We start from the raw sequence: 24,027 nt of genomic DNA, 5'->3' as shown, positions 1-24,027 counted from the left end.
CTATAGCGAAGCCAGTTGCTGCCCGATACGGTTTGCCTCGCTGGTTAGGTAATCGATCAGGAGTTCTGTAGCACGTGTTAGTGGACGATCTGGGCTAAGCATGTAACCGACATCTTGAGCAAGACCCGAAATCTTCAATGAATGCATCTGCAGCTGCGGTTCAGTTTCCACCATCGACTCCTGCATAATCGCCAAATAACCAGATTCAAGCAGTAACGTTCGCAGCGGTGCGGGTGTTGCACATTCCAATCGACGCTTGGGCAACGGAACCCCGGATGCGTTAAACTCGTCGATCAATGAATCGTACAGTGGCGTTCCCGCGATCGGCATAGCCCAAGGAAACTCTGCCAGTCGATGCAGTTTTTTGTTGTGTCGTTCAAGGGCAGGATGCCCCTGTTTCGCAACGATGCGATAGGGTTCCCGATAGAGTGAGACAAGTTTCAATTGAGCGGTACTTGGATGCGGAGTGATTCGTCCGACTAGAAGATCCAGATCACCTGTTATCAGTTCCTGAATCAACGTTTCCGGAGGTGCCTCGCTGATTCGAATTATGGTATTTGGATGGTCTTCAGCTAAGTGCGCGACCGCTCGCGGTACCAGTAAGTTCGCCCCGGTAACAAAAGCTCCTACAGAAACCGACGAGCTGTTCGGGTCATTGAGCTCTCGTACACGTCTACGCAGAGTCTCTACTTCACCGAGAATGGAACGTGCGTGTTCGACATATGCCTTGCCGGCTGGGGTAGCAAGCATCCCTTGGCGCGTACGCTCGAACAGCGCTCCGCCAACCGCAGTTTCGGCCTCTTTAAGCGCGCGGCTAAGAGCAGGCTGGGTCATAAATAGCCCTTCTGAGGCCCGGGCTAGGCTACCGTACTCGAAAATTGCCACGACTAGTACCAGGTGTCGAATCTTGATATCGCTGCCGAGCATCACTCCATAGTCCATCGGATGATCCTATCTTTTGCTACTGTCCCAAAGTATAGATAACCCTCGCTGGGACCTATTGTCAGCGTACCTAGTCGCTAGGAAACCAGTACTCGGAGAATTGATGCGGGCCACGGCCTGGACCGGTCAGAACCGAGCGGAACATGAGCGGTGACGAATTTGCCCGAGGCCGCTTCCACGATTGGCCGCCCCTCGTATTCATGGCCGAAGACCTCAAACGAAAAGCTCATGGACTTCTCCCCCAACCGATCAATACGTAGCGCCGTGGTGACACGCTGACCGAAAAAGAGCTTGGCCCTGTAGTCAACTTCCTGCCGTACGCGCGGAGCGATGGGAAAGTACTCCGGAAGATCAAGTTCGCGAAACAATTTCGACTCCGCCGCTTCCACAAATCTCATGATTGCGGAGTTGTGCTGATGCCCCGCGGCATCGGTATCAACCCACTCGATAACACGCTCGTTAGCGGTACCAGCCAGCGCTCCCGCGAGATAGCTTTCAACCATGTCTTCAATTCGCCCATGCCGTCCGGCACCATTCATCATGCACTCCCGAAGTTTCGAAAATACTTATCTAGAACTATTGTAACGCTCGTCACGTTAACGCCATAATATGTGAATCAGAGAATCCGTCGAAACATCTGGCTGAGGAGCAACATGGTTACGAGCAAGACCGTTGAAGCGTGGAATATTCCCAAACGAACTACGGGGTTGGTGCTGTTCGCGTGTTGGTTGGCTATTCTGGCCGAAGGTTATGACGTGGGCGTCCTGGGTGCGGTCTTGCCAGCCCTGGCCGAATACAAACAGTGGTCATTAACTCCGCTGGAGCTAGGAGGATTGGGCGCCTACGCACTGGTTGGCATGCTGATTGGCGCGCTGTTCATCGGCACTCTCAGCGATGTCATTGGACGCAAGAAGATGCTACTTGTTTCCATGGTGATTTTTACCATCACCCAAGCTGGGGCGGCTTTGGCACCGACCCCGGAAATCTTCGGCTTATTCCGATTCCTCGGTGGACTGGGTATGGGTGGAGTGATTCCCGTTGCAGCCGCCTTGACCATTGAATACTCAGCGCCGAAAAAACGTTCGCTGAACTACGGCATCATGTACTCGGGGTACTCTCTGGGGATTGTCGCCGCCGCTTTGGTTGCGATGGCGCTCTTACCGGTGCTCGGCTGGCGCTGGGTCATCGCCGTCGGCACCCTGCCGGTACTCGTCCTTCCGGTGATCGCTTGGCTGCTGCCCGAGTCGTTGGAATATCTTGTGGCCAAGGGCCGCATTACCGAAGCCAAGTCGCTTGCTTCAAAACTCAACGTTCGTAACTACCAGCCGCAGGCTCCAGCCAGCCCGGCTAAGAAGGTGCCGTGGCGTGAAGTCATGGGTGCGATGTTCTCCGGCAAGTACCTGCGCTCAACCGTGTTCTTTTGGATCTCGCTGTTTTGCGGCATGGTTTTGGTCTACGGACTGAATACTTGGTTGCCGCAGATCATGCGCAAGGCCGGTTACGATCTGGGTTCCTCACTGACCTTCCTGCTGGTCTTCTCGCTGGCTTCCGCAATTGGCGGCTTAATCCTGGGTTACCTTGCCGACAAGTACGGACAGAAGGTCATCTTGGTGGTGTTCTACCTGCTCGGTGCCGGCGGCATCTTGATGCTGATGTTCCCGAACTCCATGTTCGTGAATCTGTGCCTTGTTGCTTTTGCGGGTGTTGGCTCAATCTCCACCTCGCTCGTTTTGACCGGATACATCGCTGACTACTATCCAGCCGCACAGCGCGGAACCGCAACGGGCTGGGCCCTGTCATTCGCCCGCATCGGAGCAATTTCAGGTCCAATCATCGGTGGCTGGATCGCCGCGACCGGGGTTAGCTTCGAGTTCAACTTCATTTTCTTCGCCATCGTAGGTGTAATCGCTGCCGTGGCCGTCGCCCTGATCCCACCTCGCATCACCGAAGACAAATCGAGTTCGCCGAGCGTCGGCAAGGAGCTTGTCACCGACTAACGATCCACAAAGAGAACCACCAAGTGCCCCGCCGAGATTCGTTTCGGTGGGGCACCTTTTCGGCAGCCTCAGCCCTGTTGTGTGCCCAGGAACACGAAAAGTCCCGCCCCACCGGCTAGGTGGAACGGGACTTCGTAAAAACTGACCGGCGAGATTACTCGGCGGCTACAGCCTCGGCGTCTTCCTCAACAACCGGTGCCAGCGACAGCTTGCCGCGGTCATCGATCTTGGTGATTTCAACCTGGATCTTCTGGCCAACGCCGACGACGTCTTCAACGTCCTCAACGCGCTTGCCGTCATTGATCTTGCGCAGCTCGGAGATGTGCAGCAGACCGTCCTTGCCCGGGGTCAGCGAAACGAACGCACCGAAGGTGGTCAGCTTCACGACGGTGCCCAGGTAACGCTCGCCGACCTCAGGAACCTGAGGGTTGGCGATGGCGTTAATGGCCGAACGGGCAGCCTCGGCGGATTCGCCGTTGGTTGCGCCGATCAGTACGGTGCCGTCATCTTCGATCGAGATGTCCGCTCCGGTGTCTTCCTGGATCTGGTTGATCATCTTGCCCTTAGGGCCGATAACTTCACCGATCTTGTCCACTGGAATCTTCACGGAGATGATTCGTGGAGCGTTGACGTTCAGCTCATCCGGGGCGTCGATCGCCTGGTTGAGCACGTTCAGGATGTGCAGACGGGCTTCGCGAGCCTGGGTCAGCGCAGCAGCCAGAACCGAAGCTGGGATGCCGTCGAGCTTGGTGTCCAGCTGGATTGCGGTCACGAACTCGGCGGTACCTGCAACCTTGAAGTCCATGTCGCCCATGGCGTCTTCGGCACCCAGGATGTCGGTCAGGGCAGCGTAACGGGTTTCGCCGTCAACGGTGTCCGAAACCAGACCCATGGCAATACCTGCCACAGCGGCGCGCAGCGGCACACCGGCGTTCAGCAGCGACAGGGTCGAGGCGCAAACCGAGCCCATGGAGGTCGAGCCGTTGGAGCCCAGCGCCTCGGAGACCTGGCGGATGGCGTATGGGAATTCCTCGCGGCTTGGCAGCACTGGAACCAGTGCGCGCTCGGCCAGTGCACCGTGGCCGATTTCGCGGCGCTTCGGCGAACCCACACGGCCGGTTTCACCGGTCGAGTATGGCGGGAAGTTGTAGTTGTGCATGTAGCGCTTGGACTTCACTGGGGACAGCGAGTCGATCTGCTGCTCCATCTTCAGCATGTTCAAGGTGGTGACACCCATGATCTGGGTTTCGCCACGCTCGAAGATCGCCGAACCGTGCACGCGAGGCAGCACCTCGACCTCGGCGGAGAGCTGACGGATGTCAGCCAGGCCGCGGCCGTCGATGCGGACCTGCTCGGTCAGGATACGCTGACGCACAATGTGCTTGGTCAGCGAGCCGAAGGCCTTGGAGATTTCACCGGCGCGGTCCTCGAAGCCCTTGCCTTCAGCGGTCAGCTCTGCAAGAATCTCATCCTTGTAGTCGCTGGAAGCGTTGTCACGGTCCTGCTTGTCGGCGATGGTGTAGATCTCTGCCAGGCGGGTCGAAGCGGCGGCCTCGACTGCGGCGTAGGCATCTTCTTCGTAGTCGCGGAAGACAGGGAACTCAACGGTTTCCTTGGCCGCTCGGGAAGCCAGGTCAGCCTGGGCCTCGCACAGTACCTTGATGAACGGCTTGGCGGCCTCAAGGCCTTCGGCAACAACCTCTTCGGTTGGGGCCACTGCGCCGCGTTCCTTGATCAGTTCCCACGCGTTGTCGGTAGCTTCGGCTTCCACCATCATGATGGCAACGTCGTCTCCGGCGATGCGGCCGGCGACAACCATGTTGAAGACCGAGTTCTTCAGCTGGGAGTGACGCGGGAAGGCAACCCACTGGGCACCGTTTCCATCATCAACCAGGGCAACACGAACGCCACCGATAGGGCCGGAGAACGGCAGGCCGGAGAGCTGGGTGGACATCGAGGACGCGTTGATTGCAACGACGTCGTACAGCTCATCTGGATCGATGGCCAGAACGGTGACAACCACCTGGACCTCGTTGCGCAGGCCCTTGACGAAGGCCGGACGCAGCGGGCGGTCCATCAGGCGGCAGGCCAGGATGGCCTCGGTCGACGGACGGCCTTCACGGCGGAAGAAGCTGCCCGGGATGCGGCCGGCAGCGTACATACGCTCCTCGACGTCCACGGTCAGCGGGAAGAAGTCGAAACCTTCGCGCGGGTGCTTGCCGGCGGTGGTCGCCGAAAGCAGTGCGGTCTCTTCATCGATGTAGACCATTGCGGAACCGGCAGCCTGCTTGGCAAGGCGGCCGGTCTCGAAACGGATGGTGCGCGAGCCGAAACGACCGTTGTCGATGACGGCTTCGGCGAATTGGATTTCTGGACCCTCCATGTAAGGGGGTACTCCTTTCAATCGCTCCCATGTATTGGATCAGCGAACCGTTTAGCCCTACCCAGATCTGGTCTTCGATCGAGACCCGCGCGTGAACCGGCTGCGGTTCCTGCGAAGATCACTACCGAGGACCGCGAAACTGGCGGTCGGGACCAACGGTTAGTCAGTCCTGGGAGTTGTTTTCATTCGGGACTCGGCACAAGGTGCACCGATCCACATCTAAGCCTACCGGGAATTGCCCAACGGCGCAGTTTTTGCCGATTTTGGGCATGTGGGCGGCACCAAAACTTATGCACGTTAAAGACCACGACTTCACTTGACCGAGATACATTGCACGTCCCCAAGTACCTTAAAGCGGTGCTGTGTAAGTAAAATCAAAAAACTTGATCTGAGGAAGGTCCATGAATCACAAACCCGCAGCCCTGATATTTATTGCCATTGGCACCCTACTGGTTTCCGCCTGCACACACGCAGAGTCGACAGCAGCTAGTGAACTGACGGTCCAAGCCTCGGAAGCCTCCGCACCATCTGAACACGATTCGCGACAGACCCCGGCGGTTCCCAGCGCAACCGATTCCGCGCCAAGCAACCCGTCGTCCGAAAAAGAACTTGCGGCCTGGGCCGAGGAGAAAAAACAGGATTGGATGGATGACATCAATGAAGGCTGGGAAGATGTCGTCATGGACATCGATGAGCCCGCCGATTTTCTCAAGTGGTATCCGAGTGACCCGCACGGCCATATCGAGTCTTTCCAGGCGCCGCGCTACGGGCACCTGGTGCTGACACTTGAACCGTACGCTTGGGAAACCGATGCTTTCAGCGACTTAGCCTACGTCGGCAGCAACACCATGCTTCGCATTGGCGCACGGGACAAGAACCTTCAAAGCGTGACCGTAGTGACCCGGGACCAAGAGCATTCCTATGAGGCCACCCGCGAGAACTGGCCACCTGTTGAGCAATAGCCGGCATACGTGGTGAATGCCGGTACGCTCCCGAAGCCCTAGGCCTTGCTCGATGCCCCCTCAGCGGACAGCTCCAGGGCAATACCGTTCAGCTCTGCGGCGGTGAGCCCGGGCCAGCCATGCAGCATCCCAAGCCAGCGCCCGGGAATTGCCGAGGCGCCACAGGCCGCGCCGATCAACGAGCCGGCAATCGCGGCCACGGTGTCGGTATCCACCCCGCCGCGCACGGCGCCTTCCAACGACCGAACCAAAACCTGCTGGCTCGATGGTTCCGGATCCAATCCCTGTACCGTGGCGGCGCTAATGGCACTCCAAGCACCCTGGAATGCTTCGACCACCCAGCCGTTGTTGGCGAAATCCCGTGGTGCGGCGTTTTCCGCCGCAATGATGCGCTGTTCCCAGAGCTCGGCTCGCGCCGGTGCCAGCAGGCCCAAACCCGCACGAATCTCCAGCTCCCCGGTGAGCACCGCGTGTTGGATCGCCACGCTCCACAGACCGCAGGCCTCGCCGGCTTCCGAATCAAAGTGGGTCAGTGCGCTGAGTTTCACTGCCGCCGCATAAACTTCCTCCACGGGACGATGCAAGTACGCCAGGGCGAGCGGGGCGGTCCGCATCAGGCTCCCGTTGCCACCGGAACGTCCGGTGCGGTGATGCGCGGCCTCTGCCGCCTGCCTGGCGTCAGGTGCAATCGGAAGCTGCCTTCCATCCTGTCGGGCCAACACTTGAGCCGCACGTAGCACCGCACTGGTTTGCACCCCCACATCCGGCGCAGTCTTGGCCCAGTCTGCCCAGCTTTGCACCATCTGCGTGCAGGCAGCCTCCGAGGCCGCCCCACCAGATGCCAGCAAAGCCTGCGCCATGGCAATAGCCATCGAGGTGTCATCGGTCCATTCGCCAGGTGCAAAGTCCCCCAGGCCGCCGCCGATCATATCCACCGGCTCTCCGGCCCCAAAGGCGGGCTTGAATTCGTATCCGGCACCAAGCGCGTCACCGGAGGCCAGCCCCAACAGGACCCCGCGCGCACGGTCTTGGAGGTCATTGGTGAATTTCATTCTGTCCCCTAATCACTCGTCGTTGAACAGCGTCGACGCTTTACCAACAATGTACCCAACGGCACCGACAGTTCTCCGGGCTCAAGCGCCCACTGAGTACCGCCGTTCGGGCCTGCCCACCCCGCCGTATTTCAAGCTGACCTGGGCGATACCTTCGTCGGCGAGGTATTCGAGGTACCGGCGAGCGCTCACCCGCGAGGTGCCGAGTTGCTCGGCGGTTTCGCTTGCTGAAATCGGTTTGGCCGATTCTCGCAGGATCCGCTCGACAAGTCCCATGGTTTCTACACTGCATCCCTTGGGTAATGGTTTCCGGCCCTGTCCACCCAGCCCAAAGAGCCGATTGACCTCTTCCTGGTCAAGTGGCTGGTCCGGTTCGCGCATCGAACGATAGGTTTTCCGGTAGTGCTCCAGCCGGTCGTGCAGGTCCTCGCGAGAAAAGGGCTTCATCAGATAGTGGACTATTCCCCCACGTAAAGCCCGGCGCACAGTTTCCATTTCGCGGGCCGCGCTGATGACAATCACATCGAGTTCCGGTGTGGCTTCGCGCAGGCGTTGGAGCAGGTCAAGGCCGTTCATATCGGGCAGATGAATATCGAGCAGCACAAGATCCGGCTTCAGCGTTTTGACCGCGCGTAGCGCCTCCGCGGCGGTGTAGGCCACACCCGCCACAGCGAACCCGGGCTCGCTGTTCACAAATCCCGAATGAACTTTGGCGACCATAAAGTCGTCGTCGATCACCAGTACCTTGATCAAGGAGAAGTCCTACTTTCTAAGTGTGGCGGTGAAGCATGCACCGTGGTCATTGCTTGCCTGCACATCACCGAGGCGTCTGCGGCAGATCAGACGAGTGAGGGCAAGACCGAATCCCCTGCCTCCGGCGCTGGAACTGGCCTTGGTGGAATAGCCTTGGGTGAAGATCTCCCCGAGTTCGTCCTCAGTGACACCCACACCATTGTCCCTAACGATCACCGTAATCAGCCCATCGCTCGCGGTGAGCGATATTTTGATGCTCGGCGCCGATGCGTCGGCCACCGCGTCGATGGCGTTGTCGACGAGGTTGCCAATGACGGTAGTCAGGTCGCGGGCCAGTTCGTCATCGCAACGCTCAAGTCCGGATTCCTCCCCCAGCTGCATCATGATTCCCTTCTCGGTGGCCACACTGGTTTTCGCAATCAGCAGGGCAGCGATGGTCGGATCAGTGATGCGGGCGGCGATCTCTTCAAAGATACGGCTTCGGCTGAAGCTCACCCCGTCAATAAAGTTAACAACCTCGCCGTATTCTTCAAGCTGCACGAGCCCGGAGATGGTGTGCAGCTGATTGGCGAATTCGTGGGTCTGCGCCCGAAGCATATCCGTAGTGGCCTTGGTATCGCCGAGTTCCTGTTCCAAAAGCGTCAAGTCCGTGCGGTCACGCAACGTAGTCACCGACCCGAGGTCACGGCCCGAGGAGGAAACCAGCATACGGTTGAATACGATGACCCGTTCACCCACCAGCATTTGCCGGTCAGGGACAGGCTGCTCGGTCATCAATGCCTGGCTGACCGCCCCGGGCATCTGAAGCTCCTCCAAGGTTCGTCCCACGCACCGCGTGGGCAGCTGAAGCAGCTTGCGCGCCTCGTCATTGGCCAGGGTGATCCTGCGGTCCGAGCCAATAGACACCACTCCTTCGCGCACTCCGTGCAGCAGCGCTTCGCGGTATTCGACAAGTCCAGCAATCTCTGCCGGTTCCATCCCAAGGGTTTGTTTTTTCACCCGGCGAGAGAGCAATACCGAGCCGACACCGCCTAACAGCACCGACACCAGGAGCACCAGTGCCGTGGTGGGCGCGACTTCACTGAAGATCTCTTCGGTACTCGGATAGTTCTGGCCGACCGTCACGAAACCCACCATCACGCCCTCTACGTCATAAACCGGCACTTGGGCAATCAGCACCCTGTTGCCCCCGCGGTTCACATCTCCACTCCAAGCCCGGCCCGCCAGCACAGTGCTTTCGGGCGGGACTGATTTTGTGCCGATCTCATCTGGATGGCTGGAGGTCACAATCGTTGCGTCGCTGGTGGAGATGCTGACAAAACGCAGCCCCGAGACGCTGCGTACGGTCTCGGCCATGGCCGGCAAGGCGGCTCCCTGTCGTGGCTGCGCATCCGGGAGCAAGGTGCGTAAAAGCGGGTTGGCCGCGAGGGATTCGGCCGCAGAGAGGCTGCGCCGCCCTTCAGATTCCTCGAAGCTCGCAATCGCCTGCCCGACGGTCAGGACCACCACTCCGACCAAAACCACGCAGATGAGCAACAACTGCAAGACCAGGTACTGAGCGGCAAGGCTAAATTTGAACCTCGGCCGCGCGGAGGCGGAGGTACCGACTGCCATCTGCACTCCCTCGACATGTACCCCACCGCTCCAACCGGCATTGCGGCCCAAGGGTGTGAGGTAGATTTTTTGTGACCAGATAACCCCATCACGTTCATGAGGCAAATCACAGCCCCCTATCCGGTTACACAATGAACAATATCTACTTTGTGTACGCAAACGTGATGCGTGTCACTTGTAGGCATAACGTGGAGGAATTCCACTCACCCACCGATTCGATGAGGAATCAACATGCGATCATTCAAATCCCTGCGCTTGGCCGCCGTTGCCGCCGGTCTAGCACTCGCTGCCACCGGCTGCGGCGTCACCAGCTCAAGCACCGATCCCAGCGAAACCACCGGTGGATCAGGTCCCATCGAAGGCCTTCGGATCTTGGTACCGAACACCCCCGGTGGTGGATATGACACCACCGCGCGTGTGGCCGCCAAGGTGATGGAGGAAACCGATATCGCCGCCAATCCGGAGGTCTTCAACCTTGCCGGCGCAGGCGGTACCGTCGGGTTGGCTCGTATTGTCAATGAAGCTGGCAACGGCGACTTGTCGATGCTGATGGGCCTGGGTGTGGTCGGTGCCAGCTACACCAATAACACCGACGCAAAACTGACCGATACCACCCCGATTGCCAAGCTCATCGAGGAGCCGGGAGCGATCATGGTCTCCAAGGATTCGGAGTTCAAAACCATCGATGATCTTATCGAGGCCTGGAAACAGGATCCGGCGAGCATTAGCGTCGGGGGCGGCTCCTCCCCCGGCGGACCGGACCATCTGCTTCCCATGCAGCTTGCCCAAACGGTGGGTGTTGACCCCACCAAGGTGAACTTTGTGTCTTATGACGGTGGAGGCGACTTGCTCCCGGCCATCCTGGGCAACAAGGTGGATGTGGCGGCTTCCGGTGCAGGCGAATACATGCAGCAGATCGAAAAGGGCGAGATCCGGGTGCTGGCCACCAGTGGCGAAGAGCGCCTGGAAAACGTTGACGCTCCGACCTTCATCGAGTCGGGCATCGACCTGAACTTCACGAACTGGCGAGGTGTGGTTGCCCCGCCAGAGATTTCCGAGGCCGACAAAACCAAGTGGATTGATGCGCTGACCAAGATGCACGAATCCGAGGCCTGGAAGCAGGCGCTTGAAACCAATGGCTGGACCGATGCGTTTGCCACCGGCGAAGAGTTCTCCGCCTTCCTCACCGAGCAGGATCAGCGTGTTGCCGATGTCCTGAAAGCCCTGGGTCTGGCGTGAGCCAGGTAGCTACGCCATCCAAGAAACGCGTCGAGCTGCTGTTCGCCGCGTTTCTGTTTTTCCTTGGCGTTTTGGTGTTTGTTGATGCGTCGCAGATTCACGTGACGTATTCCCAGGCTGACCCGGTGGGCCCCAAAACGGTCCCCTACTTGGTTGCCGGGATTCTGGTAGTCACCTCGATCGCGTTGAGCGTCACGGTGCTGCGCGGGAATCTTGCCGAAGGCGATGAGGGCGAAGATGTTGACCTGAGCCAGCCCACTGACTGGAAAACCCTGCTGCCGCTGGTGGGTGTGTTTGTGCTGAACATCCTGCTGATCAACTGGGCAGGCTGGGTGATCTCCGGGACTCTTCTCTTTTTCGGTTCCGTGATTGCTTTGGGCGGTCGGCGCTATGTGCTGACCTTCCTCATTTCGCTTGCGCTCGCCGTGGGATCGTTCTACGGCTTCTACCTAGGCCTGGGCATCAAGCTCCCGGCCGGGATCCTAGAGGGGGTGCTGTAGGTGGATACACTCAATCTGCTGATGGAGGGATTCGCCTCCGCGCTAACCCCGGTCAACCTGCTATTCGCCTTCCTAGGTGTGCTGCTGGGAACCGCGGTGGGTGTTTTGCCTGGTATCGGACCGGCCATGGCAATCGCCCTGCTGCTGCCTGCCACCTACGGCATGGAAACCGATGCCGCATTGATCATGTTCGCCGGCATCTACTACGGAGGCATGTATGGCGGATCAACCACCTCAATCCTGCTCAACACCCCCGGCGAATCAGCCACGGTCATTACCGCCATCGAGGGACACAAGATGGCCAAGGCAGGCCGTGCCGCCCAGGCACTGGCCACCGCCGCCATTGGTTCGTTTATTGCCGGAACCATTGGAACCGCCTTACTGGTGGCCTTTGCCCCACTGGTGGCCGACTTCGCGGTGAACATGGGCGCCCCAAGCTATATGGCGATCATGCTGCTGGCGCTGATCACCGTCACCGCGGTGCTCGGGACCTCGAAGATCCGCGGGTTTGCCTCGCTTGGAATCGGATTGGCCATCGGGCTGGTGGGCATGGACCCGGTCTCTGGCCAGAATCGATTGGTTTTTGGTTTCGCACCATTGGCCGACGGACTGGATATTGTGGTGGTTGCCGTGGCGATTTTCGCCATCGGTGAGGCACTGTGGATCGCCGCACACCTGCGCCGCACCCCGGTGAAAACCATCCCGGTAGGAACCCCGTGGATGGGCAAACAGGACTGGAAACGTTCCTGGAAACCATGGCTGCGCGGAACCGCTTACGGTTTCCCCTTCGGTGCCCTGCCCGCGGGCGGCGCGGAAGTGCCCACATTCCTGTCCTATGTCACCGAGAAAAAGCTGAGCAAGCACCCGGAGGAATTTGGCCACGGCGCCATCGAGGGTGTCGCCGGACCGGAAGCTGCAAACAATGCCTCGGCCGCCGGAACGCTGACGCCCATGCTGACTTTGGGGTTGCCCACCAACGCCACCGCAGCGGTGATGCTGGCATTCCTGGTGCAGAAGGGTATCCAGCCCGGCCCATTCTTGTTCGACAACGAGCCGGACCTGCTGTGGACCATGATCGCCAGCCTGTTCATAGGCAATGCGCTGCTGCTGCTGATCAACCTGCCGCTGGCACCCATGTGGGCCAAGCTTCTGAAAATTCCGCGCCCCTACCTGTATTCGGGGATCCTATTTTTCGCCACGCTTGGGGCCTTTGCAGTCAACCTGCAGGTCACCGATTTGGTCCTGCTTTTGGTCATCGGCGCGTTGGGATTCGCGATGCGCCGCTTCGGGTTGCCGGTACTGCCACTGATTTTGGGTGTGATCATTGGGCCGCGTGCAGAAAAACAGCTGCGCCAGACGCTGCAGCTCTCCAGCGGCGAGGCCTCGGGGCTGTTCAGCGAACCACTGGCCGTAGCGATCTACGTGATCATCGCGCTGGTGTTGCTCTTCCCACTGATTCTGAAGTTGGCTCGCCGCCTGCGCGGCGGCTCAAATGGCGCCCAAGCTGTGACGGCTAACGGACCCGTTGGCGGCAACGATGATCTTGCCGATATCGAGGACCTGAATACCGTTGCGGACAACAATCTCGAACGCACCGTGCACTCCGTGCCACCTTCGACGCAGCACCACGAGGGCCAACGAAAGGACCAGTCATGAGTGTCGTCGTGGGATATATCCCCTCTCCGGCCGGCAAGGCGGCACTGGATCGGGCGATTCTGGAAGCCAAACGCTCAGGCTCGACGCTGGTTGTAGTGAATTCCTCCAAGGGTGATACTCCGATCGATGACCGGCTGATCGATGCCCGGCAGTTCAATGAACTGGAAGCCCGGCTTTCTCACGAGGGTATCGACTTCTGGATCGAGCGCCTCTCCCAGGGCCGGGATGCGGCCGCCGAGGTGCTGCGGGTGGCCGAGGCACGCAAGGCTGAGCTGATCGTCATCGGGTTGCGCAAACGCAGCGCCATGGGCAAGTTCCTCATGGGCAGCACCGCCCAACGTATTCTGCTCCAAGCCACCTGCCCGGTACTGAGCCTGAAGGCACCGGACGACTGGTCCTGACAGCCTCGCGCACCCCATCCCCGCGACACGGTACACCACCGGGTCGCGGGGATGGTTGCGTTCATCGCCTACACATCAGTTCTGGGCCCCGCAGCTCAACTCAAGGCGCATCATTCCAAAGCTCACCAACTCGAAAACCTCGGAAAACTAGAGGAGTAGCCGACCCGATCATCCCGTTGGTTTTGCGGACCAGGGCAATCGCGCATGTGCTCCACACAGCACACACCGGCCCACATTTCTGCATCTCCAGATTCCGCGCCGGTAGCACCATCCGCTCCGACCGAGCACTTATTTAGCGAACGGTTCACTGCGACAACGGTTCCCAAAACCTGTAGTTGAGCTTCATCCTGCGACTCCCTTTTGACACTCTTGCGGAACCTCAATCCGGTTATTTATGAACAACAAAGGCAGGAATCATAAAACGACTACTCAAGTTACAAATCTCCAAGATTCGCCACTTTCCCCGCTTGCGTCCGTTATGCATTCGTGATCTAGTGAGCGTTGATCAACCTAATGGAATTGCAGGTTGGTCGATTAAATCATCTCCGTACACCGAAGGTTTGGACTCCGATGCAGCACTCCCACATGACCAAACGCCATCGAACCCGCTTGTCCTTGGCGGTTGTTACCGCCGGTACCCTAGCCCTTGGCGGCTTCACCGGCGCAGCGACTGTTGTCGCCCCTGCCATGGCTGCTTCCAGTGTGAGTGTCCCTGCGGCTACAACCGCTGCTGAAGTACCGCCAATCAAGGTCTTCCGCGACATTGTCCCGGTAGCTAAGGGGCAGGAACTAGTTCAGGTCAACAAGGAACTAACCGACCGCACCAAAAGCGAAACCTACTACAATGTCCGCCCTGGACTAGTCGAAGACGGCCAACGGCTCGGCGCCAGCAGCTCTTGGTACCCCAACTCCGGTTGGACCTACGAAGTTTCGGTCAAAGACGGAATGATTTTTGAAGGTCCTGAGAACAGTGAGCCTACCGACGACTCTCAGGTCTCGTTGCAAACTTCAACGTACTTTTACTACCCTGATAATCCCGAAGATCCCGGAATGTCTCCAGGTACGACGTTCGCCGGTGTGGTCTACGTTCCATCCGGTGCGGCGAGCCTAGTTACTTCGACGGTTGATGAATTCAGTGGCGTTCCGCTCTTGGAGACCGGCAGCACCGAGTGGAACCTCGCCTTGCCCGACACCTTGTTTGACGTATCCGACGCCAAAGTCACCGTCTCGTACTGGGGTGACACCGGTGGTGGTTTTGAAGGCGAAGGCGAAACAATTGAGTACGAGCTGACTGATATCAGCATTTCCGACGGTGTCATGACCATTTCCGACTCCGTCCTTGCCGAGCTTAGCGCCGGCAGTTCCTACTTCCTCTCGATCCGCGGACCGGGCGAAAAGGAGCACGCGACTGTTTATGTAGGCCTCTACGACGGCGAAGACGAAGAACCAACCGCTGAGCCAACGGAACCGACCCAGCCAACCGAGCCAACGGAACCAACCGAGCCAACCGAGCCAACAGAGCCAACAGAGCCGACCCAGCCAACGGAACCAACCGAGCCAACCGAGCCAACCGAGCCAACCCAGCCAACAGAACCAACAGAGCCGACCCAGCCAACAGAACCAACAGAGCCGACCCAGCCAACGGAACCAACCGAGCCAACCCAGCCAACGGAACCGACTCAGCCAACCGAGTCAACGCAGCCAACCGCGCAACCTGAGAATCCGGACACCGGCAACCCGGTCGCACCTGAAGATCAGCAGTTGACCTATGACAAGGATGCGTCGGCACCGCAAGAGGGCAAGTACGTTTTCACCACCAAGTCCAAACTGGAGGATGGACCGACGACGGTCACCTACCGGACCAGCCCTGATGCACAGCCGCAAACCCTGCAAGGCACCGTGGTTGACGGCAAATTGGTCATCCAAGCAGATGAAGAATTCGCGCAAAGCATCAGCGAACATACCCAGGTTTTGGTAACCATCGTGGGTGAGGACAACAAAAAACTGTCCACAGTGGTTTCCGGTGCGAACACCCTTGCCCTGATCTCCACCGTTGTTGATGACCAGCTAGGTGTTCCCTTGGCTGAAGCCGGCGCAGATCAATGGCGTTTCAGCATCCCGGAAAACTTCCCTGACCTTGTCGGGGACGATTTCAGCTTCGAGGTCCGCTACTCGAACGAAGATGGAACGCCAGCAGTTCTCAGCAACCTCACGTACATCGTCGACGGTGAGGAACTGGTGATTACGGATGAACGTGTTGCCGCGGTGACGTCCGGGCTTTTCTACCTCTACGGGGTGCCAGCCGTAGCTTCAACGAATGCAGATTCGGCGGCCCAGCCTGCCGCTGCGGTTGTGCCAGGTAGCGTCTCCTCATGGTTCGGTGTGTACGCTCTTGACACCGAACCAACCCCAACGGCACCATCACCAACCGACAACGTGCCAACCGAGGATCCAGATCCTTCACAGTCCACCCCGGAGGATGAATCTTCGGCGCCGAGTGCATCTACCACTGATGCGCCATCTTCCTCGGAAGAGACATCCAGCACGGAGCCCTCAGAGTCGGATGAGTTGGCGCAGACCGGCGCCAACACCGGCCTGTGGATCACGGCAGGACTTGGACTCGTTTTGGTTCTTGCCGGCTTGGCTGCTGTCATGACACGGCGCCGCGGACGTCACGGATAAAGAACTCAAATCGGCTAGGCCTAGTCCATTTTCTGGTCACGGCCTGAGACCGCAGTGGCGGCCATCCCTTCCTTCAAGGTGATGGCCGCCTTTTTGCGCCCGTCTGACAACCCGCACATCATTGATTTTCGGCTAAAGCGCAACAAACTCATACCGCTACGGGCTGAAAAACCCGCATGGCTCACTAAGTTCAAAGGAAATAGGCCTAACGTAGTATTAGGGTATTTTCGTTGTCATTTGGTGACGAGCCCACCGACCACATTCCGTCACTCCGAACGTGGAGTGTCTGCACAGAGACGAAGGCACCAACTTGAACGGAAACGCCACCTTTAGACATCACAATGTTGCCCTCTTAGCGGTCAACAGCGTAGAGGCGCCGGAGGTGGTTAGCTCGGCAGAATTCGACGAACGTCTGGCACCGAGCCTGAAGCGACTTAAACTGTCGCGCAAACTGCTCGAACGTGTGTCGGGTGTGAAGGAACGTCGGTGGTGGCCGGAAGGTGTCGGCTTCGACGACGCCGCAATTGAAGCGGGCAAAAAAGCCCTGGCCCAGGCCGGAATTGAACCCGGACAAATCGGTTTGCTCATCAATACCTCCGTGACCCGTCGCAATCTGGAGCCATCGGTGGCTTCCAAAATCCATAACGGGCTGGGGTTGTCCTCCTACGCCATGAATTTCGACGTAGCCAATGCCTGCCTCGGATTTGTCAACGGGATGAGCTTGGCCGCCAACATGATTGACTCCGGGCAGATTAAGTACGCTCTGATCGTGGCCGGCGAGGATGCGAAACCCACCCAAGAAACCACGTTCAGACGGTTGAATGCAGAGTCCTCCACCCGTGAAGACTACATGCGCGAATTCGCGACCCTGACACTCGGCTCCGGTGCGGCTGCCGCTGTCATCGGTCCGGCCGACGAACATCCCGGGGCCCACCGAGTACTCGGCGGTGTCTCCCGTGCCGGAACCCAACACCACGAGTTGTGCGTGGGTGGTCCAACGGGAATGTACACGGACACCAAGGGACTGCTGGACAACGGCCTGGAGCTTGTGGTCGATGCTTGGAACGAGGCCCATGATTCCGGGTGGAACTGGAAGTCAATGGATCGCTACGTCACCCACCAGGTTTCCAAGTCCTACACCAACGCCATCATCAAGGCCGTGGGGTTGACCCGCGACCGGGTGCCGATCACGTTCTCCAAATGGGGAAATGTTGGCCCTGCATCCCTGCCGATGACCCTCTCCCAAGAAGCTGGAAGCCTGAAATCCGGGGACCGCGTGCTGTGCATGGGCGTGGGTTCCGGCCTGAACACCGCAATGTTGGAGATCGCCTGGTGAACGAGGTTTTCCCCGGAGTCCGTGCCGAATACTCGCGATACCTCAAGGTCCCCTCCACGTCCTATATCGACACCCCCGGTACCAGCCACCGCTGGCACCTGCTGGATAATCTCGCCGAGCTCGAAGACCGGGGAATTACCCCGCGCGGGACCTTGCTGTGTGTGCACGGCAATCCCACCTGGTCCTATTTGTGGCGTTCCCTGTTCGCCCACGTCTCAGAACATGCGTTGCCCTGGCGAATCATTGCGGTAGACCAGTTGGATATGGGATTCTCCGAACGCACCGGGCTCTTCCGCCGCTTGGCCGACAGGGTTAATGACCTCAGCGACCTGACCAATACCCTGAACCTCGCCGGCCCGGTGACCACGGTAGGGCACGATTGGGGAGGCCTGATCTCCCTCGGGTGGGCGGTTGCCCACCCGGAGCAGCTAGCCCAGGTGGTGCTGACCAACACCGCGGTGCATCCGGCCGGCTTCACCTTGCCCCCGGCCCTGCAACTAGCCTCCCACCCGGCGGTGCACGGCTGGGGAACCACCACCACCGATACGTTCTTGCGTGTCACGCATTCCCTGGCGAACCCGGCGCTCACTCCCGAGGTTCGCAAAACCTACATGGCGCCTTACACCAGCACCGCGCAGCGCGCCGGGGTCGGCAACTTCGTGGCCGACATCCCCTTTGCCGATGACCATCCAAGCCGCCCGGCGCTGAATTCGATTTCCGCCGCGGTCAGCGAACTGACCGTACCGGCGTTGCTGCTCTGGGGTCCCAAAGACCCCGTGTTCTCCGACCGCTACCTGCGCGATTTGATGGGCCGCCTGCCGCAGGCCCAGGTCCACCGTTTTGAGGGTGCCGGGCACCTGCTGGCCGAAGACCGCGACATCGCCACCCCGATCTTCGACTGGCTGGACACAACGCGGCAGGCCGGTGCCGGTTCCCAGCGAGCCGACAGCATCCAAAACTACCGCCCGATGCTCGCCGAACTCGACGCCCGCACCGAGGATCACAGCCGGGCCGTGGTGGATGTTAATCCGCCGCGCTCACTATCCTGGGCGCAGCTCGGTGACCGGGTCAACTACCTGGCCCACGGCCTGAAAAACCTCGGAGTCAGCGCGGGATCACGAGTTAATCTGTTGGTCCCGCCGGGGATTGAACTGACTACCTTGATCTACGCATGCCTGCGCCTGGGCGCGGTCATCGTGGTGGCCGACGCCGGGCTGGGCACCAAGGGACTCGGCCGGGCGATCAAGGGTTCCGGCCCGCAATTCCTGATCGGCATCCAGCGTGCGCTGATCGGTGCCAAGTCGCTGGGCTGGCCCGGAACACGGATCGCGGTGGAACCGCTGCACCCCGCCCTGTCCAAGCTGTTGGGCGTGACGCACTCGGTACCCGAACTCATCTCCCAGGGCGCGGCGCACCATCCCGCGGCCGCCGATTTCGATCCTGCCGACGCTGACGCCGACGCGGCGGTGCTCTTCACCTCGGGCTCCACCGGACCGGCCAAGGGCGTCGTGTACACCCACCGGCAGCTCGCGGCCATGCGCGATACCCTGGCCACGACCTACCAGCTGAAGGCCGGCTCGGCACTGGTGGCCGGATTCGCCCCATTCGCCTTGCTCGGACCTGCCCTGGGCGCCACCTCGGTGACCCCGGATATGGACGTCACCTCCCCCAAGACCCTGACCGCCGCGGCGCTCGCCGAGGCAGCCGCGGCGGTGGACGCCACCGTGGTTTTCGCCTCCCCGGCAGCGTTGAGCAACGTCTTGGCAACCCGCCAGGAACTGACCGAGGCGCAGCATCAGGCCCTGGGCAATGTGTCGCTGCTGCTCTCTGCCGGGGCTCCCATCCCGGAGCCGCTGCTGGAACAGCTGCAGCAGCTGACCCCCCACGCGGCGCTGCACACCCCGTATGGAATGACCGAAGCCCTGCCGGTCACGGACATCGACCTGGCCGGGATCAAGGCGGCCGGCAACGGGAACGGGGTCTGTGTCGGCACCCCGGTAGCCGGCGCCAGCGTGGCCATCGCCGTGCTGGATGCCGACGGCGAACCGTCTGACGAACTGACCTCCGACGCTGGACTCACCGGTGAAATCCTGGTCCGCGCACCGCACGTCAAGGACCGGTACGACCGCTTGTGGATCACCGAGAGCCTCAGTACCTCGATCCCGGGCTGGCACCGCACCGGGGATGTAGGGCATCTCGATACCCAGGGCCGGCTTTGGGTTGAAGGACGCCTGGCCCATGTGCTGCGCACCGCCCAGGGGCCGATCACCCCGGTACATGCCGAGCATCTGGCCCAAGCGGTCCCCGGGGTCGGGCGCACCGCGCTGGTTCCGGTGGGACCTGCCGGGACGCAGAGCCCGGTGATCGTGATGGAAACCGTACCAAGGTCCGCCAAACCCGGCCCAGCATCGGCTGAGCTTTCGCATCAGGTGCGCCGGGCAGTTGCCGCCGCCGGCATCGAGGTGTCGGCCGTCCTGGTGGTTCCCGAACTGCCCACCGATATCCGCCACAATTCAAAAATCGACCGAGCGCATTTGGCCCGATGGGCCACCGACACCCTCGCCGGGGGAAAGATCCGCACACCATGAGTTCCGCAATTTCGCCGCTGCCGCCGCAACGCATTCTGGTGACCGGTGCCAGCGGCATGCTCGGCGGTGCCGTCGCCCAGCTGCTGCGCGCCAAGGGCCACCAGGTCCGCACCTTCCAGCGTCGGGCCTCATCCGGCGCCACCGACGAGGTGCTGGGCTCGATTGATTCCCCGGCGGATGTCGCCCGGGCCGTTGACTCCATGGATGCGGTGATCCATCTGGCGGCCAAGGTGTCATTCACCGGGGCCTGGGAAGACTTCGTCTCAACCAACATCCGGGGAACACAACTCCTGCTGGATGCCGCCCAGGCCGCCGGGGCAGCAGACGTGGTGTTTGTATCTTCGCCTTCGGTCGCGCATTTTGGGCAGCCGCTGGCCGGGGCCCCGGCGGGCACCGCGGATCCGGGCAAGGCTCGCGGTTTTTACGCCCGGTCCAAAGCCGCGGCCGAGCTCGATGCGCTGGCACGCAATAGTTCGCGCTTCCGCGTCGCTGCGATCCGCCCCCACGTGGTGTGGGGTCCCGGAGATACCCAGTTGGTTGAACGGGTCATCCAGCGTGCCGCCAGTGGCCGGTTGCCGTTGCTGGATCAGGGCGCCGCCCTGATCGACACCACCTACATCGATAATGCCGCCGCCGCGATTGTGCGCACGCTGGAGCGTATTGAACAGACTCAGGGCCGGGCCTTGGTGGTCACCAATGGTGAACCGCGGCCGGTCGGGGAACTGATCGCCGGTATCTGCGCCGCCGGAGCAGCCCCCGCCCCGAAGTTCAGTGTGCCCGGCTGGCTGGCTAGGGGCGCCGGATCGGTGATTGAACGAATCTGGCTTGCCGCCGGTTCACGCAACCTGGTCCACGACGAACCGCCGATGACCCGTTTCCTTGCCGAGCAGCTGTCCACCGCTCACTGGTTTGACCAGCGTGAAACTCAACGGATCCTCGACTGGAAACCACAGGTCACCATCGATCAGGGGCTGGCTGAACTTGCGCGCCACTATGGTGGGCGGCCCCCGCTGCAAAGTTGACCGCCGCTACCCTACCCGCCGTGATCGGGTCGCATCTGTTGCGATTTTCTGATCCCTCACGGGATGCGGCTGCCGGCTAAGCTAGGTGAGCAGCTGAAGCAAAGCGGGTTGCAGCGGTAGCCATCTCTGGCGGCTGCAATCGATCACCCACAGGCCCTTGAGCTGGATGTTTCATTCCACGACATGCAAGGCCCTTCGCGGAACCATCACGGTGAACTGGCGAAACCACGCTGTAACTGTAACCCTGAAGTTCATGAGGCAAGCAACGCTCAACTACTTGTGCCAAGAACTGCGCTTCAAGGTTTAACCATGACAGGTTTAACCATAAACGTGAATGCTCCCGCCGTAACCGGCCGGCAGCCCCTGACCGGTAGCCCACCGGGCAAGCACCTCGTAGACCTGCGCCAGCGTCAGAGACTGTGGACCGTGTGCTTCCACATCGTCATCCGGGCCGCTGGAAGTTTGCTCAGCGTTGGGGCCGTAGGCGATCCGCATGTTGTAGGCCCGCCCGTCCAGGACGGCCAGCTCCAGCATGAAGTTGCCATCCTCCAGCCGCGCACCCTGCGCATACCGGGTGATTGGCTCCTCACCCTCCAGTTGAAAGGTATGCCCCGGCTCTGTAACCAGCAGCAAGATATCGGCAATCTGAGGGATCGACTCGAGTTCTTCCCACGATCGCGTGGATGTTGTGTTCCAGAAAAGTTCTTCGACCGGTTCTGGATCCTGAAGCAATAGGTTCAATTCCTCGGCGGAATACCACTCCCGCAAATTATCCAGGTCCAGGTGGCCCACGGTTGCTGTTTTTTCGCTCATGCGACAGATCCTAAAATGCGACACCGACACAATGGCCATAATCCCACCGGGTCAAAGAACCACCCCGGATCGGCTGGGATCCGGGGTGGTTCAGTGTGTTGATTCATTACTGCTTGTATGGATTCTCCGGACCAGGTCTCCCGTTTCCTGCATTTGGATCGGTTGATGGCTGGGGTTGTTGCGCCGGGTTTGTCGGACCCGCAGGCGTGACCGGGTTGATCTGGAACGATCCTTGATCGCTTGGTGGTGTCCCGCCAGCCAGCCTGACCAGTTCAGCGGTGTTCTCTGCGGTTCGAATCTGAGCGATCAACGATTCCAGCCCGGCACGGGCAAGAACCAGATAGATCAGGCAGAAGAGCGGCCCCAGGACGATCAGTACCAAAAATCCGAGCCCTACGTTGGCGCGGAAACTCCCGATAACAATCGCAAGGTAGCTGACAGCTAGCAAAACCATGATCAAGATGTACACGATCTTGATGATCGACGGGGTGACAAATTTCCTGAAGTCGAAATCGAATAACGCTTTCACAGAAGTACCAACTTTCTCGATGCGATGAAGATGATATTGCCGAGACTACCGAATAATTTGTCAGTTGATAAGTGCAAACGGGCAACGATTCATCGATTGTTCACGACGCGCTTCCGGGAACGTGGAGGGCAGGTGCCCGGTGACCTGCACGGGGCGCCGGGCCACTATCCGATACGGCTCGCCGGAGAGCAACTGGCTAGGAAGCCAATCGTTGTTCTTCTGCGTCCGCGAAAATACTCGTTGGTCGTTCCAAGCCGTAGTGTCCACGGAGGGTGTCGCTCTCGTATTCTTCACGGAACAGACCGCGCTGGCGCAACAGTGGCGTCACGTGAGAGATGAAGGATTCCAGGCCGGAGGGAAGTACCGGTGCCATGACGTTGAAACCGTCAGCGGCGCCTTGTGTAAAGGATTCTTCAAGATGGTCAGCAATCTGCTCTGGAGTTCCGACCAAGGTGTGGTGTCCCCGCCCGGAACCGAGCTCCCGGATGATCTCGCGGACCGTTAGGTCCCTGCCGTACCCAAGGTTAAGCACAACATCCCTTCGAGACGTGCTCTTTTCCGAGGTGGCAAGTTGTTCAAGCCCTGCCGGAAGTTTGCGGTCAAGATGCAAATCAGCTGGATCAGCGTGCAACACATGGGACAGGTTCGCCAATGAATATTCAGGCAGAATGAGCTCATCCAGCTCGTCGGCGAGCGCCAGTGCTTCCGATTCGGTAGACCCGATGATCGGAACGATGCCTGGCAGGATTTTTACCGCCTCGGGGTTTCGCCCCAAGCTGGCTACCCGGGCCTTGGTCTCCGCATAAAACGCCTGAGCCAACGGAAGCGACTGGTGAACGGCGAAAATCGCTTCAGCCCAGCGAGCCGCGAAATCCTTGCCTGCTTCGGAGGCCCCTGCTTGGATGATCACCGGACGGCCCTGCGGCGAGCGGGGAACATTCAATGGTCCTTCCACCTGCAGATGTTCACCCTTGAACCCCGCGGGGTGAACCTTGGCGGGGTCAGCCCAGATGCCGTTGGTTTTATCCCCTAGTACCGCATCATCCTCCCATGAGTCCCAGAGCCTGACCGCTGCCTGCAAAAATTCATCGGCCCGGGCATACCGTCCGGAGCTGTCGGCCTGGCCCGCGGCGGAAAAATTCCTGGCCGCCGCATCTCCCGCGGTGGTGACCACGTTCCAGCCGGCACGGCCGTTGCTGATGGTATCAAGGGTGGCGAAATTTCGAGCAAGGTTGAACGGTTCGTTGTAGCTGGTGGAAGCTGTAGCGATCAACCCGATCTTTTCGGTAACCGTTGCGATGGCGGTGAGCAGCAGGACCGGGTCGAGGGCTCCGATGGGCCGTTGGGCTGCCGGTGCCTGCACCACGGGGCTGTCGGCGAAAAACACCGCATCGAACTTGGCCTGTTCAGCCAGTTGGGCCAGGTGCTGGTAGTGGCGTACGTCGGTTCCTGCGTGAATATCACTTTCCGGAAGCCGCCACGAAGACTCGTGGTGTCCGGTAGACATCAGGAACGCATTGAGAATTAGTGAACGAGACATGTCATTTTCCTTCGGTGT

General features: G+C 59.9%; 19 protein-coding genes. 10 read left to right on the top strand and 9 right to left on the bottom strand.

The window, feature by feature from the left end; all coding sequences use genetic code 11:
- Positions 1–942: a LysR substrate-binding domain-containing protein gene (locus tag ACIOWL_RS07120; RefSeq protein WP_400383069.1), complete on the bottom strand. Its 942-nt coding sequence runs from the start codon at positions 940–942 to the stop codon at positions 1–3.
- A 77-nt stretch (positions 943–1,019) separates the two neighbouring features.
- Positions 1,020–1,445, bottom strand: a complete 426-nt coding sequence (locus tag ACIOWL_RS07115) for an acyl-CoA thioesterase (RefSeq protein WP_400383067.1) — start codon at positions 1,443–1,445, stop codon at positions 1,020–1,022.
- A 150-nt stretch (positions 1,446–1,595) separates the two neighbouring features.
- Here ACIOWL_RS07115 and ACIOWL_RS07110 point away from each other — a divergent pair, with 150 nt between their 5' ends.
- A complete protein-coding gene (locus ACIOWL_RS07110; protein ID WP_400383065.1) occupies positions 1,596–2,939 on the top strand; it encodes an MFS transporter in 1,344 nt (447 codons plus the stop codon).
- Positions 2,940–3,093: 154 nt separating this feature from the next.
- Here ACIOWL_RS07110 and ACIOWL_RS07105 read toward each other — a convergent pair whose 3' ends face one another.
- Positions 3,094–5,322, bottom strand: a complete 2,229-nt coding sequence (locus ACIOWL_RS07105) for a polyribonucleotide nucleotidyltransferase (protein WP_400383063.1) — start codon at positions 5,320–5,322, stop codon at positions 3,094–3,096.
- Positions 5,323–5,723: 401 nt separating this feature from the next.
- Here ACIOWL_RS07105 and ACIOWL_RS07100 point away from each other — a divergent pair, with 401 nt between their 5' ends.
- Complete coding sequence (locus ACIOWL_RS07100; protein ID WP_400383062.1) at positions 5,724–6,284, top strand: hypothetical protein; 561 nt, start codon at positions 5,724–5,726, stop codon at positions 6,282–6,284.
- A gap of 38 nt (positions 6,285–6,322) precedes the next feature.
- On the opposite strand, the gene ACIOWL_RS07095 is transcribed toward ACIOWL_RS07100, so the two are convergent.
- The 3 genes from ACIOWL_RS07095 to ACIOWL_RS07085 form a co-directional block, all read right to left on the bottom strand.
- Positions 6,323–7,336, bottom strand: coding sequence for an ADP-ribosylglycohydrolase family protein (locus ACIOWL_RS07095; RefSeq protein WP_400383060.1), 1,014 nt, complete (start codon positions 7,334–7,336; stop codon positions 6,323–6,325).
- Between the two features lie 81 nt (positions 7,337–7,417).
- Complete coding sequence (locus tag ACIOWL_RS07090; protein WP_400383058.1) at positions 7,418–8,089, bottom strand: response regulator; 672 nt, start codon at positions 8,087–8,089, stop codon at positions 7,418–7,420.
- 9 nt (positions 8,090–8,098) lie between these two features.
- Entirely contained in the window at positions 8,099–9,703 is a 1,605-nt protein-coding gene (locus ACIOWL_RS07085; RefSeq protein ID WP_400383056.1) for an ATP-binding protein, read from the bottom strand.
- A 231-nt stretch (positions 9,704–9,934) separates the two neighbouring features.
- Between ACIOWL_RS07085 and ACIOWL_RS07080 the strand changes: the two genes are divergently transcribed.
- The 8 genes from ACIOWL_RS07080 (at position 9,935) to ACIOWL_RS07045 (ending at position 21,127) form a co-directional block, all read left to right on the top strand.
- Positions 9,935–10,942 carry a Bug family tripartite tricarboxylate transporter substrate binding protein gene (locus ACIOWL_RS07080; RefSeq protein WP_400383054.1) on the top strand — a complete coding sequence of 336 codons (1,008 nt, stop codon included), beginning with the start codon at positions 9,935–9,937 and terminating at the stop codon, positions 10,940–10,942.
- Positions 10,939–11,442, top strand: coding sequence for a tripartite tricarboxylate transporter TctB family protein (locus ACIOWL_RS07075; protein WP_400383052.1), 504 nt, complete (start codon positions 10,939–10,941; stop codon positions 11,440–11,442). The genes ACIOWL_RS07080 and ACIOWL_RS07075 overlap by 4 nt, the downstream gene beginning before the upstream one ends.
- Entirely contained in the window at positions 11,443–13,098 is a 1,656-nt protein-coding gene (locus ACIOWL_RS07070; protein ID WP_400383050.1) for a tripartite tricarboxylate transporter permease, read from the top strand. It abuts the gene before it with no gap.
- Positions 13,095–13,499, top strand: a complete 405-nt coding sequence (locus ACIOWL_RS07065) for a universal stress protein (protein WP_400383048.1) — start codon at positions 13,095–13,097, stop codon at positions 13,497–13,499. Before ACIOWL_RS07070 ends, ACIOWL_RS07065 begins: the two co-directional genes overlap by 4 nt.
- Positions 13,500–14,069: 570 nt before the next feature.
- The gene (locus tag ACIOWL_RS07060; RefSeq protein WP_400383046.1) at positions 14,070–16,181 is read left to right on the top strand and encodes an LPXTG cell wall anchor domain-containing protein; all 2,112 of its coding nucleotides are present in this window, start codon (positions 14,070–14,072) and stop codon (positions 16,179–16,181) included.
- 310 nt (positions 16,182–16,491) lie between these two features.
- On the top strand, positions 16,492–17,517 hold the full coding sequence (locus ACIOWL_RS07055) for a 3-oxoacyl-ACP synthase III (RefSeq protein ID WP_400383044.1): 1,026 nt from the start codon (positions 16,492–16,494) through the stop codon (positions 17,515–17,517).
- On the top strand, positions 17,511–20,105 hold the full coding sequence (locus ACIOWL_RS07050; RefSeq protein WP_400383265.1) for an alpha/beta fold hydrolase: 2,595 nt from the start codon (positions 17,511–17,513) through the stop codon (positions 20,103–20,105). Before ACIOWL_RS07055 ends, ACIOWL_RS07050 begins: the two co-directional genes overlap by 7 nt.
- Positions 20,102–21,127 carry an NAD-dependent epimerase/dehydratase family protein gene (locus tag ACIOWL_RS07045; protein WP_400383042.1) on the top strand — a complete coding sequence of 342 codons (1,026 nt, stop codon included), beginning with the start codon at positions 20,102–20,104 and terminating at the stop codon, positions 21,125–21,127. The genes ACIOWL_RS07050 and ACIOWL_RS07045 overlap by 4 nt, the downstream gene beginning before the upstream one ends.
- A gap of 318 nt (positions 21,128–21,445) precedes the next feature.
- Here the strand turns inward: ACIOWL_RS07045 and ACIOWL_RS07040 are convergent, their stop codons facing one another.
- The 3 genes from ACIOWL_RS07040 to ACIOWL_RS07030 all read right to left on the bottom strand — a co-directional run bounded on the left by ACIOWL_RS07040 (position 21,446) and on the right by ACIOWL_RS07030 (position 24,009).
- A complete protein-coding gene (locus tag ACIOWL_RS07040) occupies positions 21,446–21,940 on the bottom strand; it encodes a hypothetical protein (protein WP_400383040.1) in 495 nt (164 codons plus the stop codon).
- Positions 21,941–22,046: 106 nt separating this feature from the next.
- A complete protein-coding gene (locus tag ACIOWL_RS07035; protein ID WP_400383038.1) occupies positions 22,047–22,469 on the bottom strand; it encodes a DUF4282 domain-containing protein in 423 nt (140 codons plus the stop codon).
- Positions 22,470–22,665: 196 nt separating this feature from the next.
- Complete coding sequence (locus ACIOWL_RS07030; RefSeq protein WP_400383037.1) at positions 22,666–24,009, bottom strand: LLM class flavin-dependent oxidoreductase; 1,344 nt, start codon at positions 24,007–24,009, stop codon at positions 22,666–22,668.
- Positions 24,010–24,027 lie beyond the last annotated feature (18 nt).

The organism is Glutamicibacter sp. NPDC087344 (assembly GCF_044744225.1).
GTDB lineage: Bacteria > Actinomycetota > Actinomycetes > Actinomycetales > Micrococcaceae > Glutamicibacter.
Note: the sequence above shows the minus strand (reverse complement) of the source record. Positions and strands in the feature narration are given on the sequence as shown.